Origin of the sequence: Streptomyces sp. NPDC050636 (genome assembly GCF_040654775.1) — a bacterium.
GTDB lineage: Bacteria > Actinomycetota > Actinomycetes > Streptomycetales > Streptomycetaceae > Streptomyces.
The window spans coordinates 1-25897 of record NZ_JBFAIP010000087.1; the positions used below are offsets into that span (position 1 = coordinate 1).

At 67.4% G+C, this 25897-nt stretch carries 26 protein-coding genes and 3 pseudogenes; 10 read left to right on the top strand and 19 right to left on the bottom strand.

Annotation, left to right across the window (positions count from 1 at the left end; all coding sequences use genetic code 11):
• Positions 1–132 (top strand): annotated as a pseudogene (locus tag AB0I10_RS33570) (IS701 family transposase); the annotation flags it as partial.
• Positions 133–293: 161 nt separating this feature from the next.
• Here AB0I10_RS33570 and AB0I10_RS33575 read toward each other — a convergent pair.
• The 3 genes and pseudogenes from AB0I10_RS33575 to AB0I10_RS33585 all read right to left on the bottom strand — a co-directional run.
• Positions 294–779: a hypothetical protein gene (locus AB0I10_RS33575; protein ID WP_363156469.1), complete on the bottom strand. Its 486-nt coding sequence runs from the start codon at positions 777–779 to the stop codon at positions 294–296.
• Between the two features lie 433 nt (positions 780–1212).
• Positions 1213–1779 (bottom strand): lipoprotein, encoded by a 567-nt coding sequence (locus AB0I10_RS33580; RefSeq protein WP_363156470.1) that lies wholly within the window; start codon positions 1777–1779, stop codon positions 1213–1215.
• Positions 1780–2258: 479 nt separating this feature from the next.
• Positions 2259–2726, bottom strand: a pseudogene (locus AB0I10_RS33585) (GNAT family protein); the annotation flags it as partial.
• A gap of 830 nt (positions 2727–3556) precedes the next feature.
• On the opposite strand from AB0I10_RS33585, the gene AB0I10_RS33590 reads away from it, so the two are divergent.
• Positions 3557–4090 (top strand): GNAT family N-acetyltransferase, encoded by a 534-nt coding sequence (locus tag AB0I10_RS33590; RefSeq protein ID WP_363156494.1) that lies wholly within the window; start codon positions 3557–3559, stop codon positions 4088–4090.
• Positions 4091–4205: 115 nt separating this feature from the next.
• Positions 4206–5598: pseudogene (locus AB0I10_RS33595) on the top strand (IS1380 family transposase).
• A 195-nt stretch (positions 5599–5793) separates the two neighbouring features.
• On the opposite strand, the gene AB0I10_RS33600 reads toward AB0I10_RS33595, so the two are convergent.
• Positions 5794–6279 carry a transposase gene (locus tag AB0I10_RS33600; RefSeq protein WP_363156495.1) on the bottom strand — a complete coding sequence of 162 codons (486 nt, stop codon included), beginning with the start codon at positions 6277–6279 and terminating at the stop codon, positions 5794–5796.
• The gene (locus AB0I10_RS33605) at positions 6195–6959 is read right to left on the bottom strand and encodes a helix-turn-helix domain-containing protein (RefSeq protein WP_363156471.1); all 765 of its coding nucleotides are present in this window, start codon (positions 6957–6959) and stop codon (positions 6195–6197) included. The genes AB0I10_RS33600 and AB0I10_RS33605 overlap by 85 nt, the downstream gene beginning before the upstream one ends.
• 236 nt (positions 6960–7195) lie before the next feature.
• Here AB0I10_RS33605 and AB0I10_RS33610 point away from each other — a divergent pair, with 236 nt between their 5' ends.
• Positions 7196–7870, top strand: a complete 675-nt coding sequence (locus AB0I10_RS33610) for a TetR/AcrR family transcriptional regulator (protein WP_363156472.1) — start codon at positions 7196–7198, stop codon at positions 7868–7870.
• A gap of 24 nt (positions 7871–7894) precedes the next feature.
• On the opposite strand, the gene AB0I10_RS33615 is transcribed toward AB0I10_RS33610, so the two are convergent.
• Positions 7895–9925 carry a Helicase associated domain protein gene (locus tag AB0I10_RS33615; RefSeq protein ID WP_363156473.1) on the bottom strand — a complete coding sequence of 677 codons (2031 nt, stop codon included), beginning with the start codon at positions 9923–9925 and terminating at the stop codon, positions 7895–7897.
• Positions 9922–10329 (bottom strand): DEAD/DEAH box helicase family protein, encoded by a 408-nt coding sequence (locus AB0I10_RS33620; RefSeq protein ID WP_363156474.1) that lies wholly within the window; start codon positions 10327–10329, stop codon positions 9922–9924. Before AB0I10_RS33620 ends, AB0I10_RS33615 begins: the two co-directional genes overlap by 4 nt.
• Positions 10330–11032: 703 nt before the next feature.
• Between AB0I10_RS33620 and AB0I10_RS33625 the strand changes: the two genes are divergently transcribed.
• From AB0I10_RS33625 to AB0I10_RS33650, 6 genes are all read left to right on the top strand, one after another.
• A complete protein-coding gene (locus AB0I10_RS33625; protein ID WP_363156475.1) occupies positions 11033–11212 on the top strand; it encodes a hypothetical protein in 180 nt (59 codons plus the stop codon).
• A gap of 40 nt (positions 11213–11252) precedes the next feature.
• Positions 11253–11912 (top strand): Crp/Fnr family transcriptional regulator, encoded by a 660-nt coding sequence (locus tag AB0I10_RS33630; protein WP_363156476.1) that lies wholly within the window; start codon positions 11253–11255, stop codon positions 11910–11912.
• Positions 11913–12084: 172 nt separating this feature from the next.
• On the top strand, positions 12085–12837 hold the full coding sequence (locus AB0I10_RS33635) for a hypothetical protein (protein ID WP_363156478.1): 753 nt from the start codon (positions 12085–12087) through the stop codon (positions 12835–12837).
• A gap of 62 nt (positions 12838–12899) precedes the next feature.
• Complete coding sequence (locus tag AB0I10_RS33640) at positions 12900–14864, top strand: hypothetical protein (protein ID WP_363156479.1); 1965 nt, start codon at positions 12900–12902, stop codon at positions 14862–14864.
• Positions 14861–15619: a hypothetical protein gene (locus AB0I10_RS33645; protein ID WP_363156480.1), complete on the top strand. Its 759-nt coding sequence runs from the start codon at positions 14861–14863 to the stop codon at positions 15617–15619. The genes AB0I10_RS33640 and AB0I10_RS33645 overlap by 4 nt, the downstream gene beginning before the upstream one ends.
• On the top strand, positions 15616–15972 hold the full coding sequence (locus tag AB0I10_RS33650) for a hypothetical protein (RefSeq protein WP_363156481.1): 357 nt from the start codon (positions 15616–15618) through the stop codon (positions 15970–15972). The genes AB0I10_RS33645 and AB0I10_RS33650 overlap by 4 nt, the downstream gene beginning before the upstream one ends.
• A gap of 14 nt (positions 15973–15986) precedes the next feature.
• Here AB0I10_RS33650 and AB0I10_RS33655 read toward each other — a convergent pair whose 3' ends face one another.
• The 12 genes from AB0I10_RS33655 to AB0I10_RS33710 all read right to left on the bottom strand — a co-directional run.
• The gene (locus AB0I10_RS33655) at positions 15987–16397 is read right to left on the bottom strand and encodes a hypothetical protein (protein ID WP_363156482.1); all 411 of its coding nucleotides are present in this window, start codon (positions 16395–16397) and stop codon (positions 15987–15989) included.
• A 49-nt stretch (positions 16398–16446) separates the two neighbouring features.
• Positions 16447–16677 carry a DUF2180 family protein gene (locus AB0I10_RS33660; protein ID WP_363156483.1) on the bottom strand — a complete coding sequence of 77 codons (231 nt, stop codon included), beginning with the start codon at positions 16675–16677 and terminating at the stop codon, positions 16447–16449.
• Between the two features lie 63 nt (positions 16678–16740).
• Positions 16741–18237, bottom strand: coding sequence for an FGGY family carbohydrate kinase (locus AB0I10_RS33665; protein ID WP_363156484.1), 1497 nt, complete (start codon positions 18235–18237; stop codon positions 16741–16743).
• Positions 18230–18928, bottom strand: coding sequence for a deoxyribose-phosphate aldolase (gene deoC / locus AB0I10_RS33670; protein WP_363156485.1), 699 nt, complete (start codon positions 18926–18928; stop codon positions 18230–18232). Before deoC ends, AB0I10_RS33665 begins: the two co-directional genes overlap by 8 nt.
• Positions 18921–19538 carry a glucose-6-phosphate isomerase family protein gene (locus AB0I10_RS33675; RefSeq protein ID WP_363156486.1) on the bottom strand — a complete coding sequence of 206 codons (618 nt, stop codon included), beginning with the start codon at positions 19536–19538 and terminating at the stop codon, positions 18921–18923. Before AB0I10_RS33675 ends, deoC begins: the two co-directional genes overlap by 8 nt.
• A gap of 56 nt (positions 19539–19594) precedes the next feature.
• Positions 19595–20365, bottom strand: coding sequence for an SDR family oxidoreductase (locus AB0I10_RS33680; protein WP_363156487.1), 771 nt, complete (start codon positions 20363–20365; stop codon positions 19595–19597).
• A gap of 63 nt (positions 20366–20428) precedes the next feature.
• The gene (locus tag AB0I10_RS33685) at positions 20429–21406 is read right to left on the bottom strand and encodes an aryldialkylphosphatase (protein WP_363156488.1); all 978 of its coding nucleotides are present in this window, start codon (positions 21404–21406) and stop codon (positions 20429–20431) included.
• Positions 21406–22338, bottom strand: coding sequence for a shikimate dehydrogenase (locus AB0I10_RS33690; RefSeq protein WP_363156489.1), 933 nt, complete (start codon positions 22336–22338; stop codon positions 21406–21408). The genes AB0I10_RS33685 and AB0I10_RS33690 overlap by 1 nt, the downstream gene beginning before the upstream one ends.
• Positions 22335–22991 (bottom strand): bifunctional 4-hydroxy-2-oxoglutarate aldolase/2-dehydro-3-deoxy-phosphogluconate aldolase, encoded by a 657-nt coding sequence (locus AB0I10_RS33695; protein ID WP_363156490.1) that lies wholly within the window; start codon positions 22989–22991, stop codon positions 22335–22337. The genes AB0I10_RS33690 and AB0I10_RS33695 overlap by 4 nt, the downstream gene beginning before the upstream one ends.
• Positions 22992–23972, bottom strand: coding sequence for an NAD(P)-dependent oxidoreductase (locus AB0I10_RS33700; RefSeq protein ID WP_363156491.1), 981 nt, complete (start codon positions 23970–23972; stop codon positions 22992–22994).
• Positions 23969–25045 carry an alcohol dehydrogenase catalytic domain-containing protein gene (locus tag AB0I10_RS33705; RefSeq protein ID WP_363156492.1) on the bottom strand — a complete coding sequence of 359 codons (1077 nt, stop codon included), beginning with the start codon at positions 25043–25045 and terminating at the stop codon, positions 23969–23971. The genes AB0I10_RS33700 and AB0I10_RS33705 overlap by 4 nt, the downstream gene beginning before the upstream one ends.
• Before the next feature lie 83 nt (positions 25046–25128).
• On the bottom strand, positions 25129–25897 hold a 769-nt coding region (locus tag AB0I10_RS33710; RefSeq protein WP_363156493.1), incomplete at its 5' end, for a substrate-binding domain-containing protein.

Genomic DNA, 25897 nt, shown 5'->3' on the forward strand with positions numbered 1-25897 from the left:
CGCCACATCACCCTGGCCATGGCCGCACACGCCTGCCTGACCGTCCTACGGGCCCGGGAACTCGATGCCGACAAAGCAGAAACGGATCCTCCCAGATCATCCACCTCAGCCTCGCCGAGATCAGACGCCTGATCACCCGCCTCACCCACCGCCAACCCGCACCCGTCGACCACATCCTGCACTGGTCAAAGTGGCGCCGAAAGCGACAACACCAGGCCCGCATCAGCCACTACACACGACGCGGACACAGTCCATAGAACTACCCAACCGTCACAGCAAACACCGTTGCAGTACTAGGCCCTGTCTCCTTGGTCATCTGCGGGCCGGAGGACTTGTAGATGATCCGCGGTGGTTCCGTCGGGCTTGGGTCCGAAGGCAGCCGCAAGAACGGCGGAGAGGTCGGCCTCGGGGACGGCGGCGCGCACCTCCTCCAGGACATGAGGAAACTCGTCGTCATCGATGGCGCCCATGTGCTCCTGGCGCAACTGGTAAATGGCCTCGACGAGCTCGGGCCGCAGCCGCATCCAGGCGCGGGACGTGCGGACCTCCTCCTCGACCTGGTCCATGAACCAACGCATGACCTCGTACGGGACGTCCAGGTGACGCCCGTGAGGGTTGAAACAGACCGTCGGCTCCCGTGCCGGGTCCTCGTCGGGGACGATCGCGGTCACAAGGTTCTTTTGCTCGGCAACGAGGTCCAGTTCCAAGTACCAGGCGTCATCGGGCACGGAGTACATCGTGGTGATCGCGTAATCCCCGTTGGGGTGCGGGTCAGGCATGGCCGAATGCTGTCACGCCCGTCTGGCGGCAAACCGGCCCCATACGTCGACGGCAGCTCCAAGGCTTGCGGTCTGTCTCGACGAACCGAGTCCACGCCTCTCACGCAATCCAGTCCACACAGGTCAGCCACATGCGGACGACTAACTTCGTTGAGACCGGACAGCGACCCTCCCAAGTGAAGGTCAACGCCCGGCGTGTCCAGTCTCATGCGAATTGGCCCCTATCTCAGGCGATCTGGTCCGATTCGCTCGTCGTCTCGGGCGGTCTGGTCCGTTGATGCGACTCATGTCACGCGAGACCTCGACCCACGCGGCATTGACACTCCAAGGTCTCGGTGAACAGCACGCGCCACAGCCCTCCGCCGCTGGCTTTGCACAAGACCCGCCAGACAGAACCTGGTCCGGATTTCCCATCGAGCGCGAGCTGCAGATGTCAGGAGGCAAGCCGTATGGAGGACTTCACCTGGTCGTAGACCTTCTGGGTGCGCTCGTCGGCACCGGGGTTGTCACTGACCACCCTCAGCACGATCGTGGCGTCAGGCGTCACCACCGCGAACTTCCGTCTCCGGAAGGTCGGGACGTTGGAGTCCGGAGGCTGGACCGTGTAGCCCATCTCCGCGGCGGGGTGCCCCGCGATCGTCAACCGGTTCTCGTACTGGTCGTGGTAGTACTCGCCGTAGTTGCTCATGCCCTGGCCGTCGTCGTCGAGCAGCGCCTTAAGAGGATCGGTGGCCTTCTTGCCCGTGTTGTCGTAGACGCGGACCCAGAGGTCCACCGTCGCTTTCCCGGTCCCGAGCACGATCTCGCAGGGGGCGTACCGGGACCGCTTTTCGTTGTCTGTGTCCCTTTCCCACCGCTTGTGCCTCCACGGCGTCGGAATCTTGAACGTGACCGGCAGCTCGCACCCCGATCGGGCGCCGCCTACCGACGCGACGTAGTAGCCCTCGTCCCGCGCGCAGTACAGGGCCGCCGCCCCGGCCAGCAGCGCGGTACTCAGCACCCTCGCGGTCCATCGTCGTATGCGGCTCGACACCCGGGTCCCCCTCCCTCTGGTTCCGCCGAACGGTAGCCGACTTCCGCAAAACGACTCAACTGATGCGATAGAGGCCAGGCGGCCGGAACGTCGGCGTACCGCTCAGGCAGGCTCTCCACCTGGCCCACGGCTTCACACAGAGTCAATGACCAGTCGAGGCCGCATTCCTGGCAAGGGCTCCCGCACGGGCGCGCTCCCCAAAGTTCCATGGGAGAACAGCTCATCGAGCCGGCGGTATCTGCTGATCACCGACCCGTCAGACAGGCCCTAACCGGAACAGCAGCGACGGACCAGATCAACTGACACGGCACCGGGCAACCGCGCGTCCGAGACCAGATCCACTGAGATTTCCAGGGTCACAGGGCCTCAGTTCTTCTGATCGCTGTAGGTCACATGCATCACCAGGGACCAGATCATCTGAGACGGGACACGACCACTGGCGCGAGCTACCGGTGCTGGAGCCCGGTGGCCTCTACTGTCGGCTGTGGGCCGGCCATCTTCTGCCAGCAGCTGGCCAGCAGGCCGTAGAGGAGGGTATCGGTCCATTCGCCGGTATTGATGTTCAAGCTGAACTCGGGGCATCGGCCTTCGAGATCGAAGCCGGCGCGTTCCAGCAGACGGGCCGAGGGAGTATTGCGGGCATCGCATTCGGCGGAGACCCGGTGCAGCCCCCGGCGGAAGAGGTGGCCGAGCACGGCGCGGACGGCTTCGGTGGCGTAGCCCTGGCCGTGCAGGGCCGGGGCGAGGGTGTAGCCGAGGTCAGCCTGCAGGCGGTTGTCGTGGAGATTCACGCCGAGGTCGCCCGCCAGGCTCCGGTCGGCTTTAAGTTCGATGGCGTACTGGAACCAGCCGGGCCGCTCGGAGTCCTGTTCGCTGTAGACGCGAGCCTGATCGGTAGCGGCCTCGGGGGTGAGGGGCGAGGGCCACGCCTGCTAGCGGGCTATCTCCGGGTAACTGCAGTAAGCCGCCATGGGCGCCGCATCCTGGACACGGAAGCGCCGCAGGACCAGGCGCAGAGTCTCGATCTCGCTCATCGGCGCAGTGTCACACAGCATGGCGCCTCAGCACGCTCCGCCTCCCACCGCACCACGATCCGCGGATCCGGCCCACACAACACATGCCAGATGCGGCCACCCTCACGAGCCAGAGCCACAGATGTCTTCGCAGGGACGTGAACACCCCTTCAACGACAGGGCGGGGCACCGGGCAACGCCGGCACCTGGCAGCCGGAGGACGGCGCGGGCCGTGCTCGTGGCCGATCGGTTCAGTCGCATCCGGGTCGCATCCCAGGCTCTCCAAGAGGAAACGGCGTTCATCCTCCCCATGCTCAAGGAGTACCAGCGTCTTGAAACCAGCTCGGGAGTCACCGAACTGTTGGGCCCGTGACTGGACATTCACGAATTTCGATCCCGCCTCAACTTCCGTGACACGCACACGCTTAGCCTCGATCCACCGGTCTGATACCTGGGAGATGTGCGGCGGGAACGTACGAGTTGCCTCGTGACCTGTGATGATGGGCTTGTCGAAGGCTTCTTCACGCACGATCGGCGAGGCATCTCGTGGGTGAAAGCGTCCCATGCCGTTTCGGTGGTCTCTGTCTGGTTCGGCGGAGCGAATCGGATCGCGGACGACGGTCTGTCGGCGGTGGTTCGGCTGGCGGATAGACCCCGACCGCCGTGGTGCACCGGACCGGTACGGTGAGGACATGACGCTACCTGACAGTAGATCAGTCGGCCGTGGGGCGGTGGAGGCAATCACCTATCGCGTGGCTGAGAGCGAGAGGGACAGGTCCGCCGTCATCAAGGGGGAGTTCAGCTCGGACACCGTCTTCGAGGTGGTCGACTCCGGGGGCGGGTTCTCCATTCGGCCGATTCGGCTGGACCTGCCGGTTCACAAGGTCTTCCCCGACGACGAGCCTGAGGGCGATGAGGCGTCGGCGGGCGAGCGCCGGTTCGTCGCGCTGGACGGCGATCGCGTATGCGGCTATGTCGACACGGAGTATGAGCCCTGGAACCGGCGGCTGGTCATTGCCGATATCGAGGTGGCCGGGCCGTACCAGGGCCGGGGAATCGGGCGCACGCTGATGAGCCACGCCATCGAATGGGCTCGGGCATGCGGTGCCGGGCACGTCTGGCTGGAAGTGACGAACATCAACGCTCCGGCTATCCGCGCCTATCAGCGGATGGGGTTCACTTTCTGCGGCCTGGACACTTCCCTCTACAGCGGAACCGAGTCCGAGGGCGAGACGGCACTGTTCATGAGCCGCTTTCTCGACTGACCCGCTGGTCGATAGCCATGCCAATGCTTGAACATGGAGACGCGGAGGCCCTCTGAACTGGGACGATGGGACCTCCTACAGTTCCACATCCACAGAGCATGAGGGCACCCGCGCTTTGCAATCTTTCCATGGCGTTTCGGCGGTGTCCGCCGCGTTCGATGACACCAATCTGGTCGCGCATGCCGAACTGGTCCCGGTGATGCGGCTGGCCGAGCGGTGCGGGCTTGCCCGTCTGACGTCGCAGAAGGTGAAGTTGAACGGGGCGAAGAACAGTGCGAGTGCCGCAGCGGAGGCCAAAGTCACCAGCATCGTGGCCGGCATGGCAGCGGGCGCGGACAGCATCGACGACCTGGACCTGCTGCGCCACGGCGCGATGCCGACCGTGTTCCGGGGCGTCCGTGCCCCGTCCACCCTAGGCACGTTCCTCCGCTCCATCACCCACGGTCACCCCTCCAACTCCATGCGGTGCACCGGAAGTTCCTCGGCGAACTGGCGGCGCACACCCCGCTACTGCCCGGCTCCGACGAGAAGGCGTTCATCGACGTCGACTCCACCCACAAACGCGTCTACGGCCGCACCAAGCAGGGCGCCGAGTACGGCCGGTTCAAAGGCATCCGCACCCTGCACCCCCTGCTCGCCACGATCTGCACCCCCGCCTCCCGGCCAGTGATCGCCACCGCGCGGATGCGCCGCGGCAAGGCAGCCGACTCCCGCGGTGCCCCGAAACTCGTCAGCGAGGCACTGGCCACCGCCGTCGAGGCCGGCTGCACCGGCACTCGCATCCTGCGCGCGGACTCGCAGTTCTACAACGCCGGTGTCATCGCCGCCTGCCGCCGGGCCGGCGCCCACTTCTCGATCACCAGCGGCGTGAACCCTTCCATCAAACGGGCCATCCACAGCATCCCCGGCACCGCCTGGCAGCAGATCACCTACCCGACCGCGGTGCCCGACCCGGAGACCGGCGAGCTCATCTCGGACGCCGAAGTCGCCGAGATTCCCGCCTACACCGCGTTCACCAGCCGGAAGAAAGCCTCGCAGGTCACGGCCCGGCTGATCGTGCGCCGGGTCCGCGACCTCGCCAAACACGCCGTCGTCGGTGAGCAGGGCGAGTTGTTCCCCGTCAGGCGCTACCACCCCTTCTTCACCGACAACCCCGCCCCAACCCTCCAGGCCGAACAGGGACACCGCCACCACGCCGTCGTCGAACAGGTCATCGCCGACAGCAAAGCCTCCGCCCTGGCCCACCTGCCCTCGACTTCCACGCCAACGCCACCTGGCTGACCCTGTGGGCGATGACATACAACCTGCTACGGGCAGCCGGGACACTGTCCTCCGCCTTCCATGCCAAGGCCACCACCGCCACCTTCCGCGCCCACCTGGTCCACGTCCCCGCCAGGATCGCCCGCTCAGCCCGCCGCATCACCTTGCACCTACCGCAGCGATGGCCCTGGCAAGACGCGTGGACACAGCTGTTCGGCGCCCTCCATCACCCGCCCGAACCGGTCTGACATCCCTGACCACCCGCCCACCAGGGCCCGACCGGAGCGCAACCCGCGGAAAAGCTGGGCAGACCAGCGGATACCCCCTGCCCACACCCCAGCCGAAAGCCCAGAACCCGCCCCGCAGACCATCGAAGATCACTTCGAAACCACATCGGTGGATCGAGGCTTAGTGGTCGGCTTGGGAAATCCTTCGGGGGTTGATCACGTAGCTGGCTCTGTGGAGGATTCTTCCTGGCTATCGGCGGTGTGCCGGTCGAGCCTGGCCAACAGATCGTCCAGGGCGGAGGTGGTGAACTTCCACTGGAACGGCTGTGCTGTGGCGTTGTAGCGGTCTTCGAAGGCTCGGAGTCGGTCCCCGACCTGGGCAAGATCGGTGAAATCGTTGGGCGAGACGACCTTGCGCTGCACGACGGAGAAGTAGATCTCCACCTGGTTCAACCAGGAGGCGTGGACCGGGGTGTGGACCATGACCGTGTTCGGGAACGCGTTGGTCAACCGAGCGGCGGCCGTCTTGCCGCGGTGGGAGGAGCCGTTGTCGAGGATCCAGAACACGCGCTTGGCGCTGGCGTAGGACTCGCGGCTCATGACCTGGGTGACCAGATTCATGAACGGGACGATGCCGGTGCGTGGTTCGGTGCGGCCGAACACCTTCGCGTGGTGGACGTCGTAGGCGGCCAGGTAGGCCACCGCGCCGCCGCGGCCGTAGGTGTGGTTGACGCGCATGGCGCGGCCTTGCCGGGGGCGAGGGTGGGATGGCAGCGGCAGCGGGCCTGGATGGAGGTCTTCTCGTCCGCGCTGATGACGTACTCGTCGTCGCCGAGCGGTCTGCCCTGCCAGGTGCGGGCATACAGGTCCAGCACCCGCTGGGCCTTGGGGCGGAAATCGGGGGCGGTGATGAAGATCCAGGAGCGGTGTTGCCAGGGTTTGAGCGCATCCTGAGCGAGCCACCGGCGCACAGTGGAGGCGGACAGGAAGGTCGCTATGCCGCGCGCGATGGCCTCGCGGGCCAGTTCCGGGGCCGACCAGCGCGAGATCGGCACCCCGCTCTCGGCGGGCAGTCGGCACGCCAGCGCAGTGACCGAGGCGGCCTGCAATGCGGTGAACGCGCCGGGACGGCCGGAGCGCTTGCGATCCGCCAGACCCTCCAGGCACGCTTCGGCGAACCGGCCCCGCCACCTGCGCACGGTGTCCAGGTGCACTCCCGTCTGGCGGGCGATACGCGCGTTGGAGCGTCTGCGCGCCGCGTGCAGCGCAATCTGCGCGCGCATCCGCAGCCGGTGCTCGGTCTTGTGACCGCAGGCCGCCTTCTTCCGCTGGTGCCGCTCGGCGGCGGTCAGGGATATCGAGCGGGCCAGAGCAACGGGCATCAGGTGAAGGCCGATCGGGCGAAGTGGGTCACGACGGGCCGCAGCCTGACGCACCCACCGCACCGGATCGGGCACGACACACCGCATGCCCAAGCGCGCGGCTGAGGCAGGATGACCGCCATGCCCACGCCTCCCTCGACCAACACCACGCTCGCCGTCTCGGCCCACCAGGATGGCCTGAGCGCCGAGACGAGCGAGCGCCCGAGTGGTCTCTGCCGCCGCGTACCATCGGCCGGGTGGACCCGGAGCACATCGACGGTCGGAGTCTTCGTTACCAGCATCGGCGGCCTGAACTGCTGGGCGCCGTCGCCGACTACGTCCTGGAGCACGGCGTCAGCGGCCTGGCAATGCGGCCGCTGGCCGGCGCGATCGGGGTAAGCCACGGGACGCTGCTGCATCACTTCGGCTCCAAGGAGAACCTGCTCACGGAGGTGATCGAGCTCCTCCGGCGACGGCTGGCGCAGGCCGCGGACCTCGCCGACTCTCCACGCGACCTGACGAGCCTGACGCGCTGGTGGCGGACCACAACCGCCCCGGGCGACATGGCCGTCTACCGACTGCTGTTCGAAGTGCACGCCCTGGCGGTGCGGGAGCCCGAACGCTACACCCGCTACCTCCAGCGGGCCGCCCACGACTCGCTCGCGCTGATGGAGAGCCTGGTGGTGGCCGAAGGATGCCCGGCCGACCAAGCGCCTCTAGCGGCCTCGATGATCGTGGCGCAGGCGCGTGGCCTCCAACTCGACCTGCTCGCCACCGCGGACCGGGACCGGGTCGACCGCAGCTTCGAGCTGCTCGTCGACCTGATCGGCCGGCTCAGGCTGACCTGGCGCCTGGAGGAGCGGGCGCACTCCCTCGCACGTTGTGCGGGACCGCCACCCCATCCCTGTGCCCTCGCGGGCTGGCCGGCGTAGGCGTGGGCCTCGCGCACGCGTGCGTCAGGCCAGGGTGGCGGGAGCGGTGGTGTCTTCGGTCCAGTCGCCGTCGAACAGGGTGGCGACCATGCGGACGTGCTCGTCGGGGAGTTGGCTGGCGCGGTGCTTGGTGCGGGCCTTGGCGAGCCAGGCGCCGATGCTGACGGTTTCGCCGTCGACGCGGATCCTCTCGCGGGCGGCGGGGGCGCGGCCTTCGCGGTGGAGGAAGAGTTCCAGGAGCTGGACGGTCTGTTCAAAGGTGCGGCGGGTACGGCGGGTGGGGGCTAGTGGGTTGTTGTTGTGGGTCAAGCCGAGGCCGGACAGGAGTCGTTGCTGGCCGGAGTGGAGGGTGTGCCAGGTGGTGAGCTGTCGGTGCAGCCAGGAGCCGATCTTCACCGTGCCGATCAGAGTGTTGGGGGTGAGGGTGGACGGGTCGTGGCCGCCAGCGAGATGGCCGTGAAGCAGATGGTATTTGCGGTGCCAGTCCGCGCCATGGGGTAGGCGCCAGTGAGGATCGAGTGCGGCCAGGTCGGCGGCACGTGCCGGATTCAGTTGGTCTTTGGTAGCGAGGTGGCGTTGTTCGGCGAGCCAGGTGCCGACGGGTGTGGTGGCGGGGGCGGCGAGGTGGCCGTGGGCGGCGTGGTAGTCGGCGGCGGCAGTCAGACGGGCGCGCCAGGCAGCGGCGTGCTTGTCCCAGATCATGTTCAGGGCGTCGAGTTCGGCGATCCAGGCGGCTTCCAGGCGGCCGGTGGTGTGGGCGTCGCGCATGGTGGTGATGAAGGTGCCCAGCGTGTAGCCGGTGGGGTCGGTGTGGTCGGTGGGGACGTCGAGGTGGCCGTAGGTGTCGTGGAAAGCCTGGGCTGCCGCCAGCCCGAGGCGGCGGGAGCGGGAGACGGTCTGGTCGCGGGGGTCGAAGGAGGCCAGGTCCATGGCGCGGGCGATGCGCTCGGGGTGGACGGTGAAGTCGAAGTGCCAGCGGCGCTCGATGACGTCGCTGGTCTCGCGTGGGAGGCGGTTGGCTTTGTCGGGCAGGCGCTCCAGGATGCGGTGGTCGTGGCTGGCCAGCGCGGTCGCTATCGCCCATACCGGCTCGTAGGCGGTGCCGAGGATGTTCTCCGGGTCGGCGCCGGGCGGGACGTAGGCCGGGATGATGAGGCTGGCGATCTTGCCGGAGACGTCCAGGCGCAGGGCGCGGCCGAGGGCCTGGACGCAGCGGATGACGCTGCGGGTGGGGTCGGCGAAGACGACCGCATCCACGCTGGGGATGTCGACGCCTTCGGAGATGAGGCGTGCGTTGGTCATGATCGCGCAGGAGGCGGCGGCGAAGTCGTCGAAGATGTCCTGGCGCTCGGCGGGGGTGTGCTCACCGTGGGCGACGAACAGCTGCGGGGTGATGTCCGGGCACAGCTCGGGGGCGGTGCGGCGTAGCAGGCGCAGGGTGTGGGGTAGTTCGCGGGCGAAGCGGCGGACGTCGGAGACGAGGGTGAAGTACACCAGCACCCGGCGCAGCTGGTGTTCGGTCATGGCTTTGAGGACGGCGAGGTGCAGCGCGGTGGTGCGCAGCGCTTTCTGGGCCTGGCCTGGGTTTTCGTCGCCGGTGGCTCCGGGGGTCGGCAGGTTCAGGCGCGTGCGCAGTTCGGCGTCGGCCAGGGTGGGTACCACGATGCGGTAGTCCGCTGCCCGGCCGTCGGCCACCGCGGACACGAGAGGGTATTCGAAGATTTTCTTGCCGTAGACGGCCTCGTTGTCCATGGAGTTGGCGGAGGCGTCGAGGTCCGCCTCGGTGCCGGTCCAGCGGCGGCGGCGCGGGCGGGTGGTGTCGGCGGACTCCGCCAGCTCGGGCGAGCCGAAGATCCGCGGGGTGGCGGTCATGTAGAGACGGCGGTCTGCGTGGATCCGCGTGGCGTCGTGGACGGCCGCCCACTTCTTGTCCGCACGGCCGGCGATCCTGTGTGCCTCGTCCATAATCGCGAGGTCGAATAGCGGCACCGTGTACTGCGTCTTCTGCGTCTGCTCGATCTTGTCGAGGGAGTCGTAGGTGCAGATCACCGTCACCGCAGGAACCTGATCAGCCCCTCCCCCACCACCGACAACAGAGCTGCGAGCGCGTGGGCGTTGCTGGTCGAGCCGACCTGTGCAGCGACCAGGTCCTCCCGGCCGGCCGCGTCCATCGAGGACACGATCACCATGTGCTCGCCGTGCCCGTCGCGACGCCACGCCAAAGCCGTCTGCGCCGCCAGATCCAGCGTCGGGACCACGAACAGCACCAATCGTGCGTCGAGCTCATCGGCGACACGGACCGACACCAGTGTCTTTCCTGTCCCCGTCGCTGCCACGTACAACCCTCGCGATCCCGAGCGCCGCAGGTGCCGTACTGCTCGGTGCACCGCCTGAGCCTGGTCAGGGAAGAGTGGCCGCTTCTCTGAGCCGCCGGGCCGGGGTGCTTCGACCACAGTCATACAGGGTTACCTCAGCAGAGGGGACGTACCAGCGGGCCCTGTCATTGAGCCGCCGGGACATCCTCCCAGACTGACACCGCATTCGGGGCCCTCGCGGCTCTCCCCTCACAGTTCATGCCGCTCGTGGCTTATGGCTTCATCCACGCGCCGAACGCTTCGATGAGACCGGTACTGCTTTCATCGGCTGCAAGGCCCCTAGCGACCAGACGGCTTGGACTGCACCAGGATCACCGGCGCGATAGCGCGCAGGATGTGAGGCGCTGGACAGGCATCGTGCCAGGTAGTTGGCACCTCCGTTGTGTGCGCTCCCTCACTCTGGACGTGTGTCGGGGAAGTCTTTTGAGGTGGGGGGAATCCGTGTCTAGGGCGTGCGGTGACTCAGGCAGAGCGAGCTTCGTCTTGGCGGGGGAGAAGCTCAACGTCAGGTGCACGGAGATGTTTGTGGAAGTGCAACGGGCAGATGGGAAGGCGACGGCTCTGTGTGGGGTAGCCGGAGGTCTGTTGGCTGTTGGCTGTTGCCGGGGCCGCCTTGGCGGCTCTGCCTGTTGGTGCACGGCTTGCGGTAGCCGCCTTGGCGTGTGCTTGCCTCCTCCTCGGTTTAGCTCTGAGCGCGGCTGTGTCGGCCATCCGTTCCGTGCTGCCAGGGGGCCGTGCGTTCACGGGATTGGAGGGGATCTGTAGTGGGTCTACAGCCGAGGATGTCGTGGCGGCTTTTCAGGCCATGGGGCGACTGGATCAACTGAGCGTTGCGACAGGCCGGTTGGCTGTGCTGGCCAGCCTTGCCCGTAGGAAGTTCAAGGCAGTCAAAGTGGCCGTTGACCTGATTGTCGCCGCAATCCTGGTGGCCGGAATCGGGCTGTTGATCACTTATGTCTCCGCTTGAGAGCATCTGCATGTGATGGCCGCCACATGCCAGGGGGGATATGTACCAGCCACATGTCAGTGTCATCGGCGATCGCCTGTGGTCGCAGCTTCGCGATCTGGCTCCTGAGCGGATACGTCCGGCCAGGAGCCTGCTGTTGCGGCAAGGGGACCCGGGGACCCAGGTGATCCTGTTGGTTGCCGGGTCTACTCTCATCACTCTGGCGGGGGCGAACGGGCAACGTACGCTCCTTGCCGTACGTGGTGCCGGCGAGTTGCTGGGGGACCTTGCCGTTTTGGACGCGCAGCCGCGCACGGCTTCCGTCATAGCCGCCGAGCCGTGCCGCGTGCACATCATTCCGGCTGCCGACTTCCTCGCTTTCGTCCAGAAGCACGATTTGCTGGCTTCGCTGCTGCGCCATGCCATTGCCCGCGTCCGCGAAGCAGAGACGGTCCGACTCGAGCTTGCGACCGCTGCTGTGCCTGTGCGGTTGGCAGCGGCGCTGGGCCGGTTGGTGGATGCCGCGTCCGCCATCGGCTCCCAGTATGTGGTGCGCCTGACCCAGGTAGAGCTGTCCCAGCTGATCGGCGCCTCCCGCAATGCTGTGGGATCTGCCATCAAGCCATGGCGGGAGCAGGGATGGCTCGATACCGAGGCAGGGGGTGGCTTGCTCATCCGCGACATGGCGTCCATCCAGGCGCACGCCGGCGACCAGGGGTGACGCAGCACACCGTGGTGGTGCCCAGTGCTGGGCACCACCACGGTGACGGCTCGACCAGCATGTGGCACCAACCGCAACTTCCTTAGGTCGAAAGGCTGGTGGCTCCATGGCAGCAACCGATGGGTCCGAGGAATTCGACGTACCGCCGGAGCACGCGCTCCTGGTCGTCGATATGAAGGGCTACAGCCAGGTCCCTGAAGCGAAGATGGCCGTCGTGCGTTCGGATCTGGACGACATCCTGGCCACCGTGTTCGTCCAGAGCGGTCTGCCCGACCCACACTCGCTGGGCGACGCGTACAAGGACACCGGCGACGGCGCCATCGTCGTCCTGCCCGCCCGGCACACGGCACGACTCGTCGCCCCTCTGCTCGGGCATCTGCACGATGCCCTGGCTCGCTACGACAAGATTCGTCTTGCCAGCGCACCACCCATCTGGCTGCGGGCGAGCGTGCATGTCGGTCCGCTGGCACCACCGGACCACCGCGGTGACGCCATCAACGAGGCATGCCGGCTCGTCGACAGCGACGGAGCCCGCCAGGCCATGACCGCCGCCGTAGACAACGGATCCTTCCTGTCAGTCGCGGTCTCGGAGGCGGCGTTTCGCCGCACCGTACGCGCCGGACGCACACCCGACGTCAGCGAGCGGCATTTCCTCAAGACCACAGCCCGCGTCAATGGCAAGCCCGGCTTCGAAGAAACATGTTGGCTCCTTGTCCCCGGGGTGGCTCCTGCAGTGATCAGCCCGTACCTCGCCGACAGGAGTAATGAGTCGGCCCAACAGCCGCGGCCCCCCGGCGCTGAGGAAGGCGGGAAAAGGCAGGCTACGGAACGTCAAGCCAGCGTGAGGCAGAAGGGCAAAGCCAGCGGCAAAGCACGGATCGTGCAGGTCGGCGGCGACTACACCACCAGCTCGGAGCAGTCATGACGGGGCCGGAAGACGTCGTGACGGGCACGGTGCAGCATGCGGATGCCACCGGAAACGGCCGGGTGACCCAGGTCGGCCGCGACTACGAGGAACACCACCACCGGTACGTGCGCGGCTGGGAGTACCTGCGCGGGGTCGGCGTGGACAACCACGAGATGGATCTCGTGGAAAACGCATTTGTCGACACCCCCGGCATCAACGGGGCCGGCCAGGTGGCGCACGCCGTCAGCATGTTGAAGCGCGTCAACGGTCGAAGCCGTGCGCTGGTGCTCCTCGGTGAGACAGGCGTAGGGCGGCGCACGGCCGCTCTGCGGGTGCTGCGCGATGCGGGGGTTCCCCGGGAGCGGATCCGCTGGCTGGTACTGGACTGGGAACGGCCTCGCACCGAACAGGTGCCCTATACCAAGGGGCACGGTTTCATCCTCGACCTCACGGGCTACCGTTCGTTGCCCGAGGACTTCTACACGGGCCTCGCCGACTATCAGAAGGAAGCCGAAGCCGCTGAAGCCTTTCTGATCATTCTGGCGACTCCGGGCACTTGGGCTCCTGAAGCATTCGCCACCTTGCCCAGCGTGTGCTTGGCACATCCGCCGGCGAAGGGAATCGCCGAGGCCCATCTGCGGCACCTGGCGGCCGGCCGGCTGAACTGGCTCACGAGTGTTCCCCTGGACGCACTTCTCGCGGAGGCGACCCAGGCATCCGACGCGGCTCGTCTGGCCCGGCTCGTCGCTCAGGCTGCTGAGGACGACAGGGACGCGGTCAAGCAGGAATTCACGGACTGGAAGCAGCACCTGCACGACTGGTTCGAACGGTTCTCGAACCCAGAAGACCTGCGCGAGCGGGCGCTCCTGGTAGCCGCAGCGCTGCTGGAAGGAGTCCCGGCCGACGTCGTGCTCGAAGCTGCTGACCAGCTCTTCGTAGAGGTCGGGGGTGTCCTGCCGCCGGGCAGAGCACTGGCCGGCCGGGACCTGGACATGCGGCTGGACGCTATCAAGGCCTCGTCAGTGGGCGGTGGCGAGAGCATCTCGCTGGACGCTGAACGCCATGGTCTGGCCGGAGCCGTTCTGCAGTACGTATGGCAGCAGCGGCCGCAATTGCGGCGAGGGTTGCTGGAGTGGGCCTCGCGCATCAGCGCACCGAACGGAATCGCCGTGCGGCATTTGCGTCGCATCGCCACCTCCCTGGCGCGGTTGTCGTTGCTGCCCGGCGGCGCGACAGTGCTGTCCGTGGCCAGCACCTGGATCGACACCGGCCGGTCCGCACATAGGGAGCTGGCCGTTGAGGTCCTGGAGACCATGGCGCTCCATCCGCACACGGGCGCCGGGGTCCGCAAGCAACTGTATGACTGGGCCCATCAGAAGAACACCAGCGAAGCCCTGGCCACGGCGGTAGCGGAGATCTGCTCGGGCAGGCTGGGCCAGACGTATCCGCGTATCGCCCTGACACGGTTGCGCCTGTTGGCCTCACGGGAAGACGGCCGGGCCCGCGAAGCGGTGGCCAAGGCAGTGCGCACTCTGGCAAGTGCTCCCGAGCAGCGCACGCTGGTGCTGTCGGAGATCGTCGACTGGTCCGAGTCCGCCGACGACACAGTCCGCAAGGCCGGCGCCAGCACTTTCCTGGCACTGACCGATGTGACAGGAGACAACCTTCTGCCATTGCCCGTAGCGCGGGAGACAGCCGACGACTCCATCGATGCGCTCGCCGGACAGCTCTTGGTCCGGGGCTGGCGGGCAGCGCTGCTGGAACCCACTGCTGCCAAGGCAGCCCACGACCAACTGGCAGCCTGCCTGGACTCCCCCAGGCTCTCCGACGAACAGGTCCTTCCTCTGGCAGTGGCGGTGCTGCGTGGCCACCTCGGCCAGGAAGGAGCCGCCGAGGTGCTGGTGGGATCCGCCGATAGCTCCAGTGTGGGACGGACTCGGCGCCGACGCCTGCTCGATGAGCTGATCTCCGAGCAGGCCCCCTCCCCTACCGCGTCCGCTACGGTTCCTGAGCCCAGCAGTGACGGCGCCTCGACAACAGCGTGAGCATCCTGCCGTGGCGCCGCAGAGCCCGGTCGGTGCCTGCCGCGGCCGGCACCGACATGGCGCATCCGCTCGTCATGAGCGAGCGGATGCCCAGCCACATTGCCAGCGTGTACTTCACCGTGCGCGTCAACGGCGCGTGGCGCCCGACGCATGACGAAGCACTGGACCACCAGGAACCGGCGGCGCTCGCCCGCCACCACCTGCGCCAGAACATCGCCCGCGTCCTGTGCCGGCACTCCGTCCTCCATCTCGCCGCAGCCCAGGACGCAGCCAACACCGCATTGATGCGGTGGCTTCGTCCTGCGGCTGGGCTGGAGGTCACCGGCGCGGTTGCCCTAACTGCCTCGGCCCACGACCGCGATCTGGCAGAAGAGAACGCACGCCGGCAGCAGACTGCCGATCTCGAGCACGAAGACGAGCTACGCCGACTGGCCCATCTACAACGCGTGCTCGCCGATCCTGACCTGCGCCGGGTGTGGTGGATCGCCCAGTACCCCGACCGCCACAGCGACCTAGAAGATCTCGCAACGAATTTGGAGGGCCTGCCCTTGCCGCAGGAGTCCCCGGACGACGACATCCGCGGGGATATCAGGCGCTTCACCGACCGGCTCTACGCCGCCCTCCACACGCCGCAGCAACGCGAAGTCTTCCTCAAAGCCCTCACCCAGACCCTCCACACCCTCGGCCACCACGACCTGACAGCCATGGCCGCCCACTGGCAGACCCACAGCGAACCCGGGAGTACACCGGCATGAACCTGCACAGCAGACGATGGCTTCTGGCACCTCTGCGGCAACTGCGCACCCGCCGGCTCATGGCCCAGCACGGACCGACACTGCCCTACGGCACCGCATGGGCCTTGATCACCTTGGCAAGCGCCCCGGACGAAGCCGACCTCGTCCGCGCGTGGGCCACCGAGAACCCCGACGGTCTGGCAGGAGTCCACTACGACCACTGGCACACGCTGAGCGAGACAGAACAGACCCGCCGCAAACAGTGGTTACACCGCTATCGCCACTCCCCCATACGACTCCTCTACCTCGACACCGGCCTCATCAAGAGCACCGGCCTCCACGTCGTCGACTGGGGCCCATCCTCAGACCGGTGACGTGGGTGCCTTGCTCACGATGACTGCGCGCGGATGCCAGCCGATGCGGGTGCCGTCAGCGCATGGAGTTCAAGGATTCCCTGCCACAGTCCGTCAGCCGTGGCAGAGCGGAGGGGCACCGTCTCCGTCCAGCCGTCGTAGCTCTGTTCACCGTCGAGAACTGGGCGCCAGCCCTGCGAGCGCCACTCGGCCAGGACCTGCTTCTCCAGCAGTTCGGCATCGCGGCCCGTCGTGAAGGTGAGCACGGCGTACCGTACCGAGCCGCAGCGTTCGTGTTTCTCGATGCGGCCGGTGTCGAGATTGCAGATGCCGACCTTGTCAGCCAGCAAGCGTTCAACCATCTGCACAGCAGCCTCAGCTACGCACTCTCGCCGAATACGAGACTGCATTCGCAGCCTGACCACCACACCGATGGTGTTCGTCAAAGCGGAACAAGCTCAGAACTGATTCGGCGGCGCGTGTGGCGAGGGGTGCTCAACCATGCGCCGAATGTGGGGTGCCAGATGGTGCGTCCGGCGCCGCGCATCTTTCGCACAGGAGCTGCCGGATGGCGTGAGGCTTCGTGGCGACGCCCGTTCCGTTCAGGCGATGCAGCGTCTGCGGCATGGCGTGTGTGTGCGGGAGGCAGATGCCGGCGCCGCAGGCGCGGCAAGTGGCTACTGCCGGCGTGGGTTGGTCCAGGGTCTGGCAGTCGTAGCAGTTCATCACGGTCTCCGTTCGCGTGAGGGGTTGGCTTCGCCGACCATGTGTGTGGAGGCCGGTTTACGTTTACGTGGATGCGTGGCGTAGCCGGGTCATCGCTGCGACCGCCTCGTTGAAACGGGTGCATAGCGTTGTGTATTTGGCGGCGTTGGCCTGGTTGGGTTCGTAGCGCTCCTTGGGGATGTGCGGTCGTTCGGCTTCGTTGAAGGTTGACCACACGCCCGCACCGACGAGGGCCGTGGCGGCCGCTCCGAGTGCGGCGGCCTGCTGGTCCACTGTGGTTCTGAGCAGGGGGGCGTTGAAGACGTCTGCGTAGATCTGGTTCCAGCCCGGATGGCGGCTTCCGCCGCCGGAGATGAGGACCGCGGAGTCGTCCGTCGCGAACTCTCCGATGATGTCGAGCCCGCGGCGCAACGATGCGGCGATGCCTTCCAGTGCTGCGCGGGCGATGTGGGGGCGGCGGTGCGCGAGGTCCATGCCGTGCAGCACGCCTCTGGCTTCCGTGCCTCCTTCCAAGGGGGTTCCGCCGCTGAGCATAGGCAGAAAGAGCAGGCCGTCAGCGCCGAGCGGTGCGGTGCAGGCTTCGGTGACGAAGTCACGCATGGTCGTGCCGGGAGCCAGCAGATCGCGCAGCCATGTCATGGTGGTTCCGCTGCTGAAGGTGGACAACGCGCTGACGTACAGTCCGGGCACGACGTGCGCGAACACGAAGGGACGCGAGTGCGTGTCCAGGACGGGGTCGCTTGAGGTGACCGTGATCCAGCTCGACGAGCCGAGCGATGCGTACATGCGCCCCGACGTGACCCCGCGGGATCCGAGGGCCATGCACGCGTTGTCCACTCCCCCGGCGAACACGGGAGTCGAGCCAGGCAGGCTCAGTTGGTCGGCTGCCTGTGCGGTGAGTGTCCCCACCTGGTCCGTGGACTCCACGATGGGTGGCAGCAGTGAGATATCCAGGCCGGCCGCTGCCAGCAGGGTCTGGTCGTAGCGCCGCTCGCGCAGGTCGTAGCAGCCGCTCCCGGATGCGTAGGAGTGGTCGGTCACCAGGGTGCCGGTCAGTCGCAGGTTGACGTAGTCCTTCGAGCCGACCAAGTAACGCGTGGTGGACCAGTCCTCGGTCCGGTGATGCCGGAACCACATCGCCTTGAAGATGGGGTACAGGGCTGGGGTGAAGCCGTTCCCCGTGGTCGTGTACCACGACTCCTCGTCGACGCGAGCGAAGTACGCGGCTGCCTGGGCGGTTGCCCGCGTGTCCGACCAGATGGGCGTCGTTTCCCCCAGCGGGCGGTGGTGTGCGTCGAGCATGACCACGCCGAGGCTGTGACCGGACACGGCGATGCCTGCGATGCGGTGCTTGAACTCGGGGGATGTCGCCATCAGGGTCCGGGTCGCCCCGACGACGGCGTCCCACCAGTCCTCGGGACGTTGCTCGTTCCATCCGGCTCGTGGATGCAGTGTCGGATAGTCGACGACCGACTCGGCGAGGCACTCGCTTTCGGCGCTCCACACGGAGGCCTTGCATCCTCCGGTGCCGAGGTCGAGGGCGAGGACGAGCTCAGACACTGTCGGCCTCCGCTGCTTGCTGTGCCAGCTCTTTCGCGACCGTTGCGTTCATTCCGAAGCGGGTGACTCCGAGGTCTGCCATGGCTTGGACGGTCTTGAGGTCTCGGATGCCGCCGGCGGCTTTCATCCGGGCGCGGCCGGCCAGTTGGTCGGCGATGATGCGGATGTGCTCGACCGTGGTGGGCCGCCCAGACCAGCCGGTTGCCGTCTTCACCCAGCCGATCCCTGCTTCGGCGGCGCAGTCGCAGCCCAGGCGGATCTCCTTCTCGGTGAGATGTCCGACTTCGAGGATGGCCCGGAGCGGTACCGCGCCGTCGACCACGGCGGCGATCTGTGCGAGTTCCGAGGTGACGTAGCCGGTGTCTGCGGAGCGCAGTCGGCCGATGTTGGCGACGACATCGAGTTCCTGGGCTCCGGCGTCCAGCAGTCGCTGGGCTTCGAAGACCTTGGTGGCGGTGGTGGCTCCCCCGGAGGGGAAGCCGACGGGAGAGCCGACGAGCGTCTGTGAGCCTTCGAGGTGTTCGCGGAGGTAGGGGACCCAGTTCGGCAGTACGTGGGCGCTGACGAAGTTCGACTCGCGTGCGTGGCGGGCCAGTTCGTCGATGTCGGCGCGGTTGTGGAAGGCCTGCACGCAGCTGATGTCGACGAAGCGCGGGAGTTGTGTGATCGAGAAGGTGGACGGTTCAGGCACGGTAGCCTCCGTGGTCCGGGTTGGGCCGGGTCGTCCAGTGGCCGGCTTCCTCGACGACGAGTTCCTTCATTCCCCCGGCTCGTTCGATGATCTGGTAGTCCTGGCCGGCGTCGGAGGCGTAGCAGAACAGGGTGACCAACCGCTCGGTGCCTACGTTGACGCTGCGGTGGACCCAGTGTCCGGGAACGTAGACCGCTTCACCGGGCTTGATTTCGATGGCGTTGCTCTGGCCGTCGAGTGTCTCCAGCAGCATGACGCCGTGGCCGGCCAGGCCCACGTACAGCTCGGATCGGTCTGCCTGGGCATGCAGATGGCCGCGGGTCATGAAGTACTCGTCGCCGACCTTGCCGGGTTCCAGGACACTGACTCCCGTGATGAGACCGCCCGGGCCGTCCTCGCTCTGGCTGCTCTCCACCCAGTAGACGGGCTTGCCGTCGTCGTCGGCCAGGAGTGCCTCGAACGCTTCGGAGTCGCGGTAGAGGCCCTTGAGGTCGGGCAGGAACTTCTCGTAGCGGCCGTTGTTGCCGGTCAGCGCCCCGTTCTCGGGCACCATCGTCAGCTTCACCGGCGGTACGGGTACGGGTGCGGGCATGACGTCCTGTGTAGACACTGCTGTTCCTTCACTTTCCTGCGCTCATGATTGCTCTGTGGGGATGCCGGCGGGCTCTACCAGATGGTGTAACCGCCGTCGGCGACGACCGTCGCCCCGGTCATGAAGGACGCGGCGTCGGAGGCGAGGAACGCCACCACGGACGCCACCTCGTCCGGGGAGCCCATGCGCCCGGTGGGCGTGTGCGCCTTCCACTCGTTGAGCCACTCCTCGGGCACGCCTTCCTTGGTGAGGTCGGTGAGGATGTAGCCGGGTGCGATGGCGTTGATGCGGATGCCGTCGGTGGCGTACTCGGCGGCCAGGCTTGCGGTCACCGAGTGCGCGGCGGCCTTGGAAGCGTTGTATGCCGACTGCATCTGCGGGTGGTTGACGATGAGGCCGGACATGGAGCCGATGGTGACGATCGAGCCGCGTGTCCCCCTGGCCTGCATCTGGCGTACGGCTTCGCGCGCGCACCAGAACGTCCCGTCGAGGTTGGTGTCGAGGACGTATCGCCAGTCGCTCTCGCTGATGTCGGCGGAGGGTGTGTGGACGACGACGCCTGCGGAGGTGACCAGGATGTCGATCGTGCCGTGCTGCTCGGCGATCGAGGCGAACGTCGAGGCGACATTGCCGGCGTCCCTGACGTCGCAGTGGATGTAGTCGACTTCTCGGCCGGTCTTCGAGTGCTCCTCGGCCGTCGCCCGTCCCAGGTCGTCAAGGATGTCGATGATGATGCACCGTGCTCCCATCTCCTGAAGGGCTCCGACGATTGCGCGCCCGATGCCGCGGGCCCCGCCGGTGACGACGGCCACGCGACCGTCGAGTTCGAGCTTTTCTCTGTACATGACGTTCTCTTTCCGTTCGTTGCTGTCGGTGGAGGGGCGGTGGGGTGGTGAGGGTGGTGGGGGTCAGTCGATGGGGGTGTTGGCTTCGGTGAAACGGCCGAGCAGTCGCGCGGGGTTGGTGACCAGCACGGCTTCGGCGAGCTTCTCGTTCTCGCTCGTCACGAGACGTGGCACGATGCGTTCGCCCAGGTAGGCCAGGCCCGGCAGGCCGCCGTACGCGGCGTAGCGGGTACGGCGGGCGACGTCGCCGCCGAGCAGGAGGCGCTCGGCCGCACCGAGTTCCGCGGCTCGGATGAAGCAGTCGAGCAGTGCCGAGTCGGGCCAGGTGCGTGTGCGGGCGAATCCGTCGTAGCCGAGGTACGCGCCTGCGTGCGCCAGCTCTGCGTGCAGTACGGGATCCGGGTTCCGGTCGATGTGAGCGAGGATGACCGCGTCCGGTCTGACGCCATCGGCGGCGAGGACGTCGAGCAGCTCGAACGTCGCGCTTCCGTGCTCAAGGTGGACCATGACCGGGGCACCGGTACGGGCATGTGCCTGGGCGACGGCGGCCAGGACGCGCCGTTCGAAGGGCGAGATGTTCCAGTAGCCGATGCCTGCCTTCAGCACGCCCGCGCGGACCGGTTCGCCGTTCGGTGCGCGTGCCACCACGCCCCGGTCCGGTGCGTCGGCCTTGGGCATTCCGGCCTCGATGTCGCGCGTGAAGCGCTCTGCGAGCTGCTCGTCGGTGAGTTGGAGCAACCAGTACCCGGGGCCGTAGTGCGCTTCGCGGTGAGCCCCGGTCGTCGCGATGACGTGAAGGTGGCGGGTGGCGCTGATGCGGGCCAGGGCGGCGGGGTTGCGCCCCAGGCCGGTGGGCGTGGCGTCGACCATCGCGGTGAATCCTGAGTCGCGGAGTGACGCGGCCTCGGCTCCGCTGAGCTGCTCGTCGTCCAGCTCGTCGCCGGGAAGCAGCGGGGTGGCCTGGAAGAGGTGCTCGTGGTAGTCGGTGCGGCCGAGTTCGGCTGCGGGCGTGTCACCGAGGACGGTGCGTACCTGGGACATCAGCGCACGCCGGCTGCGACTTGGGCCAGTTCGTCGACGGTCTCGTGCGGCATGGGGATGTCGAAGACGTCGGCGATGACCTGGGTCCATCCGTGGATGAAGTAGCGCCAGCCGTCCTCGATGACCAGACCGCGTCCGGTCTGCTGGGCGCGGGCCTGGTGCAGGAACTCCAGTGAGCCTCGGTAGTTGAACTCCCACACCATGCCCTGCTCCGGGAACCGGCCGCTGTCGCTGAGCGGGGAGCCGGGGCGGTCCTTTCCCATGCCGGTTGCGTTGACCACGAGGCTGGAGGGGGGCAGGGCGGCTAGGAGTGCGTCCACGTCGTCGGGGCCGGTGGTCTTGACGTACTGCATGAGGGTGGGGTCGATGCCGGCCCGTTCGTGCAGCTGACGCTGGTGGTCGAGGCGCTCGTTGGACTGCGCTGTGCAGATCACGCGGGAGGGCCGGTCGGTGCGTGCGCCGAGTTGGTGGCTCAGTGCGCAGCCGGAGCCACCGGAGCCGAGGATGAGGGCAGCGGCGCCAGTGGTGGAGAAGTGTTCGGCGGGGAGGAATTCCTCCAGGGCCAGCCGGACGGTCACGGGATCCTTCGCGGAGCCGGTCAGGTGGGAGCCGCGTTTGGCGATGGAGGAGATCTCCCCGAAGGTCTGGGCGAGTTCGTCGAGGTCGTCGAAGAGATCGTGGGCTGCCTCGAACACCGCGATCTTGTGGGAGGTGACCAGAGCTCCCCAGTGGTCGGAGGTGCCCTTGATCGAGCCGACCACGTCGCGGTACGTCTCCTGTGGCGCCCCGAGCTCGATGTCGTGCCCGATCAGTGTGTGCGTCGGGAGCCCGAGGACCTCGGCCCACTTGGGGAACACCTTCATGATTGATGAGCTGCCGGTTGTCACACCGACGAAGCCCATGTGGGTGCCGTTTCCCGTTGGCGCTGTCATGACTTGGCCTCCGTCGTGGCACGGGCGAATGCGTCGGCGAACTGCCGCGCGGTGTCCTCTATCTCGTCCCAGCGGGCAGCGGCCATCGCGGATGCGGAACACAGCTCGCCGCCGGCTCCGACGGCGACGGCTCCGGAGTCCAACCAGGTGCCGAGGTTGCCGGCGTTGACGCCACCGGTGGGCATGAACGGCACGTCAGGGAAGGGGCCGCGCAGAGACTTGAGGTAGCCGGGGCCGACCAGCGACGCCGGGAAGATCTTGACGGCGTGTGTGCCGAGCCGCACGGCGGTCATGACCTCGCTGGGTGTCAGCGCGCCCAGGAACACCGCCGCGCCGGTGTCGAGCATGGCGTCGGCCAGGGACGGGTCTGTGCCGGGGCTGACCAGGAACCGTGCACCGGCGTCGACGGCTTCCTTGGCTTGGTGGGCGGTGGTGACGGTTCCGGCACCGAGGTGGACGGCCGCACCGTGCCGTCGGTCGACCTCACGGATCACCTCGGCCGCGTCGGGGGTGCTGTAGGTGATCTCGACGCCGGTGATCCCCCCTGCGACGAGGGCATCGACGGCACGCACGGCCTGGTCGGCGGTCGGGGCCCGCAGCACGGCCACGACTCCCGCGGTGCGTAGGGCGGCAAGCGCTGTTGTCTCGTTCACTCAGATCTTCTCTTTGGTGGAAGGGGGAAGGACGATGTTGGGAGGGGTGTCGCCGCGCAGTACGGCGAGCACCGCGGTCACCGTGCCCAGGCTCATGCTGTCGACGGCCTCGACGGTCTGCGCCGCGGAGTGCGGCGTGAAGATCGTTCGGTCGGCCAGGCCCTTGGCCAGCAGGGGGCTGTTGGCGTCCCCGGACTCCGAGGAGAGGGTGTCGGAGGCGTACACCTGGACCGTTCCGTCGGTCAGTGCGTTTGCCAGTGCCTGCTCGTCGACGAGGCCGGCGCGCGCGGTGTTCACGAGGATCAGTCCCGGCCGGGCGTGGGCGAGCCAGGCGGCGTCTATGAGGGGCTGCTCACCTGGGGCGTGCAGCGAGACAATGTCGCTGCGGGCGGCTATCCGGTCCAGGGGCACCGGCTCGATGCCGGCGGCCAGCAGGTCGGCGTCGGGAACCCAGGGATCGTGTCCGAGGACGGTGCTTTTGAAGCCCGACAGCCGGGCGGCGACGCCGCGCCCGATGCGTCCCGCGCCGACGATGCCGACCGTCAGGCGGCCGAGCTCGCGGGTTCTGTCGACCCGCCAGTCGCCGGCTCGGACCCTGTGGTCGCCGGTGGTGACGTTCCGCAGCGCGGCGAGCATCAACGCGACGGCGTGGTCGGCGACGGCACCGCTGTTGGCGCCGGGGGTGTTCGTCACCAGGACGTGGCGTCGTGCGGCTGCGGCGAGGTCGACGGCGTCTACTCCGACGCCGTATCGCGCGATCAGGCGCAGGTGGGGCGCGGCGTCCAGGTGGGTGGTGGTGATGGGGCCGGTTCCTGCGATCCAGGCTGCGGTGTGTGCCAGCAGGGGGCGGAGCGCGTCCAGGTCGTGGTCCGGTGGCGCGGTCACGATGCGGGCTCCGGCGGCTTCGAGCTGCCCGTGTGCGTCGAGATCTCCGGAGGAGAAGGAGCGGCTGGTTACCAGCACGGTGGGTGGCGACGTCATGGGCGGCCGTCCTGGGGCTGGGCCCGTTCGCCGTCGTTGTCCTCAGCCACGACCAGGATCTTGACCTCGGTCCCGGAGGTGATCGCTGCGAACGCTTCGGCGGCTCGGGTGAGCGGGAAGGTGGCGGTGATGAAGTCGGCGGCGTCGACCGCGCCGCTGGCGATGATGTCGGTCGCGTCGTGGAAGTCCTCGGCGCGGTAGGTCGTCGCGCCCTGGATGCGGACCTGGTACTCCTGCACGACGGGGAGGTCGATGGTGATGGGCTTGCGTGCGCCACCGACGACGACCACTGTGCCGCCCTTGACGACCATCTGGATCGCTGCTGCGACGGTGGGCTGGATGGACACGCAGTCGAAGACAACGTCGGCGCTCTCCCCCAGCTCCCATCGGATGGCTTGGGCGAGGTCGCTGCGTGCGGCGTCGATGACGGCGTCGGCGCCGAGGCGGAGTGCGAGCTCTCGCTTGGTGGCGAGGGTGTCGGTCATGACGATTTTCCGTGCGCCGTTGTGCCGTGCCGCCGCGAGGAGGAGCAGGCCGATCGTTCCGGCGCCGAGGATGGCCACGGCCTTGCCGTCGAGGTTTCCTGCCAGGCGTACGGCGTGTACGGGTGTGGCGAGGGGTTCGATGAGTGCTGCCTGGTGGGTGGTGAAGTTTTCGGGGACGGGGTGCAGTCGGTCGGCGGGGACGGTGAATACGTCGGCCATGCCGCCCTCGCGGTATCCGCAGCCGAAGAACTGCAGGTTCTCGCAGAGGTTTTCCCGTTCGGTCGTGCACGGTTTGCAGTGGCCGCACACCAGGGTGGGCTCGGCGGTGACGCGGTCGCCGGCCGATACGTTGTCGACCCCTTCACCGATGGCCATGACCTCGCCGACCACTTCGTGGCCGGGGTAGTACGGAGGCTTGAAGAAGGCGTGCTCGCCGTGTGCGCCTGCCTTGTCCGTGCCGCAGACTCCCGACACGTGGAGCTTGACGAGCGCTTCTCCACGTTCGGGGCTGGGGACGGGGGCGGTGTGGATCTCGATGGTGTCGGGTGCGGTGACGACGACTCGGCGTCGCGTAGCTGAAGCGTTCATCGGTTCTGCATCCGTTCGGGGTGACTCGGAGAGCGTTTGCGGGGGCTGAGCTCCCTGCGCGCTGGCCGGAGGCTGCGTGCGCGCTAGTTGACTAGGGTGTAGGGCGCGGTGTACTTGTCGACGTTTTCGGCAGTGACGAGCGTGCAGTTGAACAGCTGCTTCTCGGAGTCCGCTCCGGTCTTTCCGGTCCTGATGAAGCGGTCGGCTTGGACGACTGCCTTCGATGAGAACCACACCACCGGCTGCAGGACGGTGTAGGACATGTGGCCTGCCTTGACCGCCTTCACGGCGTCGGGTGAGCCGTCGAACCCGCCGACCTTGATCTTGCCGGCCAGGCCGGCCTGCCGGAGGGCGGCAACGGCGCCGACGGCGAATCCGTCGCCGCTCGCGAGGACTGCGTCCACCTTGGGGTGGGCTTGGAGCATCGATTGGGTGGTGTTGCGGCCGACCGCGTTGTCCCACGGAATCGACTGCGTCTGAAGGTTCTTCACGCCCGGGTACTGCGACAGGACGCTCTTGTAGCCGCCTGCGCGTGCGATGGCGTTGTTGTCCGACGACGGGCCGTTCAGCTGAACGTAAGTGCCCTTGCCGCCCAGGATCTTGGCGAAGTGTTGCGCGCCGAGTGCCGCGCCCTGGGCGTTGTCGGAGATCAGCTGTGCCTTGGCCAGCCCCTGCTTGTTGATTTCGGCATTGATGACGAAGACGGGAATGTCGGCCTTGACCAGCTTCTGGACGGCGCCGATCGAGCCGTCGGCATTAAGGCGTGTTTGAGATGTGGTCAGAGTGTTTGCCGTATCAGGGTGAGTTGGATGGTGGCTTCGTAGCGGACGGCGAGCTTGTCGAAGCGTGTCG

Excerpts from the sequence above, each read along its gene's own strand:
- AB0I10_RS33575 (WP_363156469.1), bottom strand. The coding sequence starts at position 779 with ATGCCTGACCCGCACCCCAACGGGGATTACGCGATCACCACGATGTAC.
- AB0I10_RS33605 (WP_363156471.1), bottom strand. The coding sequence starts at position 6,959 with ATGCCCGTTGCTCTGGCCCGCTCGATATCCCTGACCGCCGCCGAGCGG.
- AB0I10_RS33620 (WP_363156474.1), bottom strand. The coding sequence starts at position 10,329 with ATGACTGTGGTCGAAGCACCCCGGCCCGGCGGCTCAGAGAAGCGGCCA.
- AB0I10_RS33630 (WP_363156476.1), top strand. The coding sequence starts at position 11,253 with ATGTACCAGCCACATGTCAGTGTCATCGGCGATCGCCTGTGGTCGCAG.
- AB0I10_RS33635 (WP_363156478.1), top strand. The coding sequence starts at position 12,085 with ATGAAGGGCTACAGCCAGGTCCCTGAAGCGAAGATGGCCGTCGTGCGT.
- AB0I10_RS33650 (WP_363156481.1), top strand. The coding sequence starts at position 15,616 with ATGAACCTGCACAGCAGACGATGGCTTCTGGCACCTCTGCGGCAACTG.
- AB0I10_RS33660 (WP_363156483.1), bottom strand. The coding sequence starts at position 16,677 with ATGAACTGCTACGACTGCCAGACCCTGGACCAACCCACGCCGGCAGTA.
- AB0I10_RS33680 (WP_363156487.1), bottom strand. The coding sequence starts at position 20,365 with ATGTACAGAGAAAAGCTCGAACTCGACGGTCGCGTGGCCGTCGTCACC.
- AB0I10_RS33685 (WP_363156488.1), bottom strand. The coding sequence starts at position 21,406 with ATGTCCCAGGTACGCACCGTCCTCGGTGACACGCCCGCAGCCGAACTC.
- AB0I10_RS33690 (WP_363156489.1), bottom strand. The coding sequence starts at position 22,338 with ATGACAGCGCCAACGGGAAACGGCACCCACATGGGCTTCGTCGGTGTG.
- AB0I10_RS33700 (WP_363156491.1), bottom strand. The coding sequence starts at position 23,972 with ATGACGTCGCCACCCACCGTGCTGGTAACCAGCCGCTCCTTCTCCTCC.
- AB0I10_RS33705 (WP_363156492.1), bottom strand. The coding sequence starts at position 25,045 with ATGAACGCTTCAGCTACGCGACGCCGAGTCGTCGTCACCGCACCCGAC.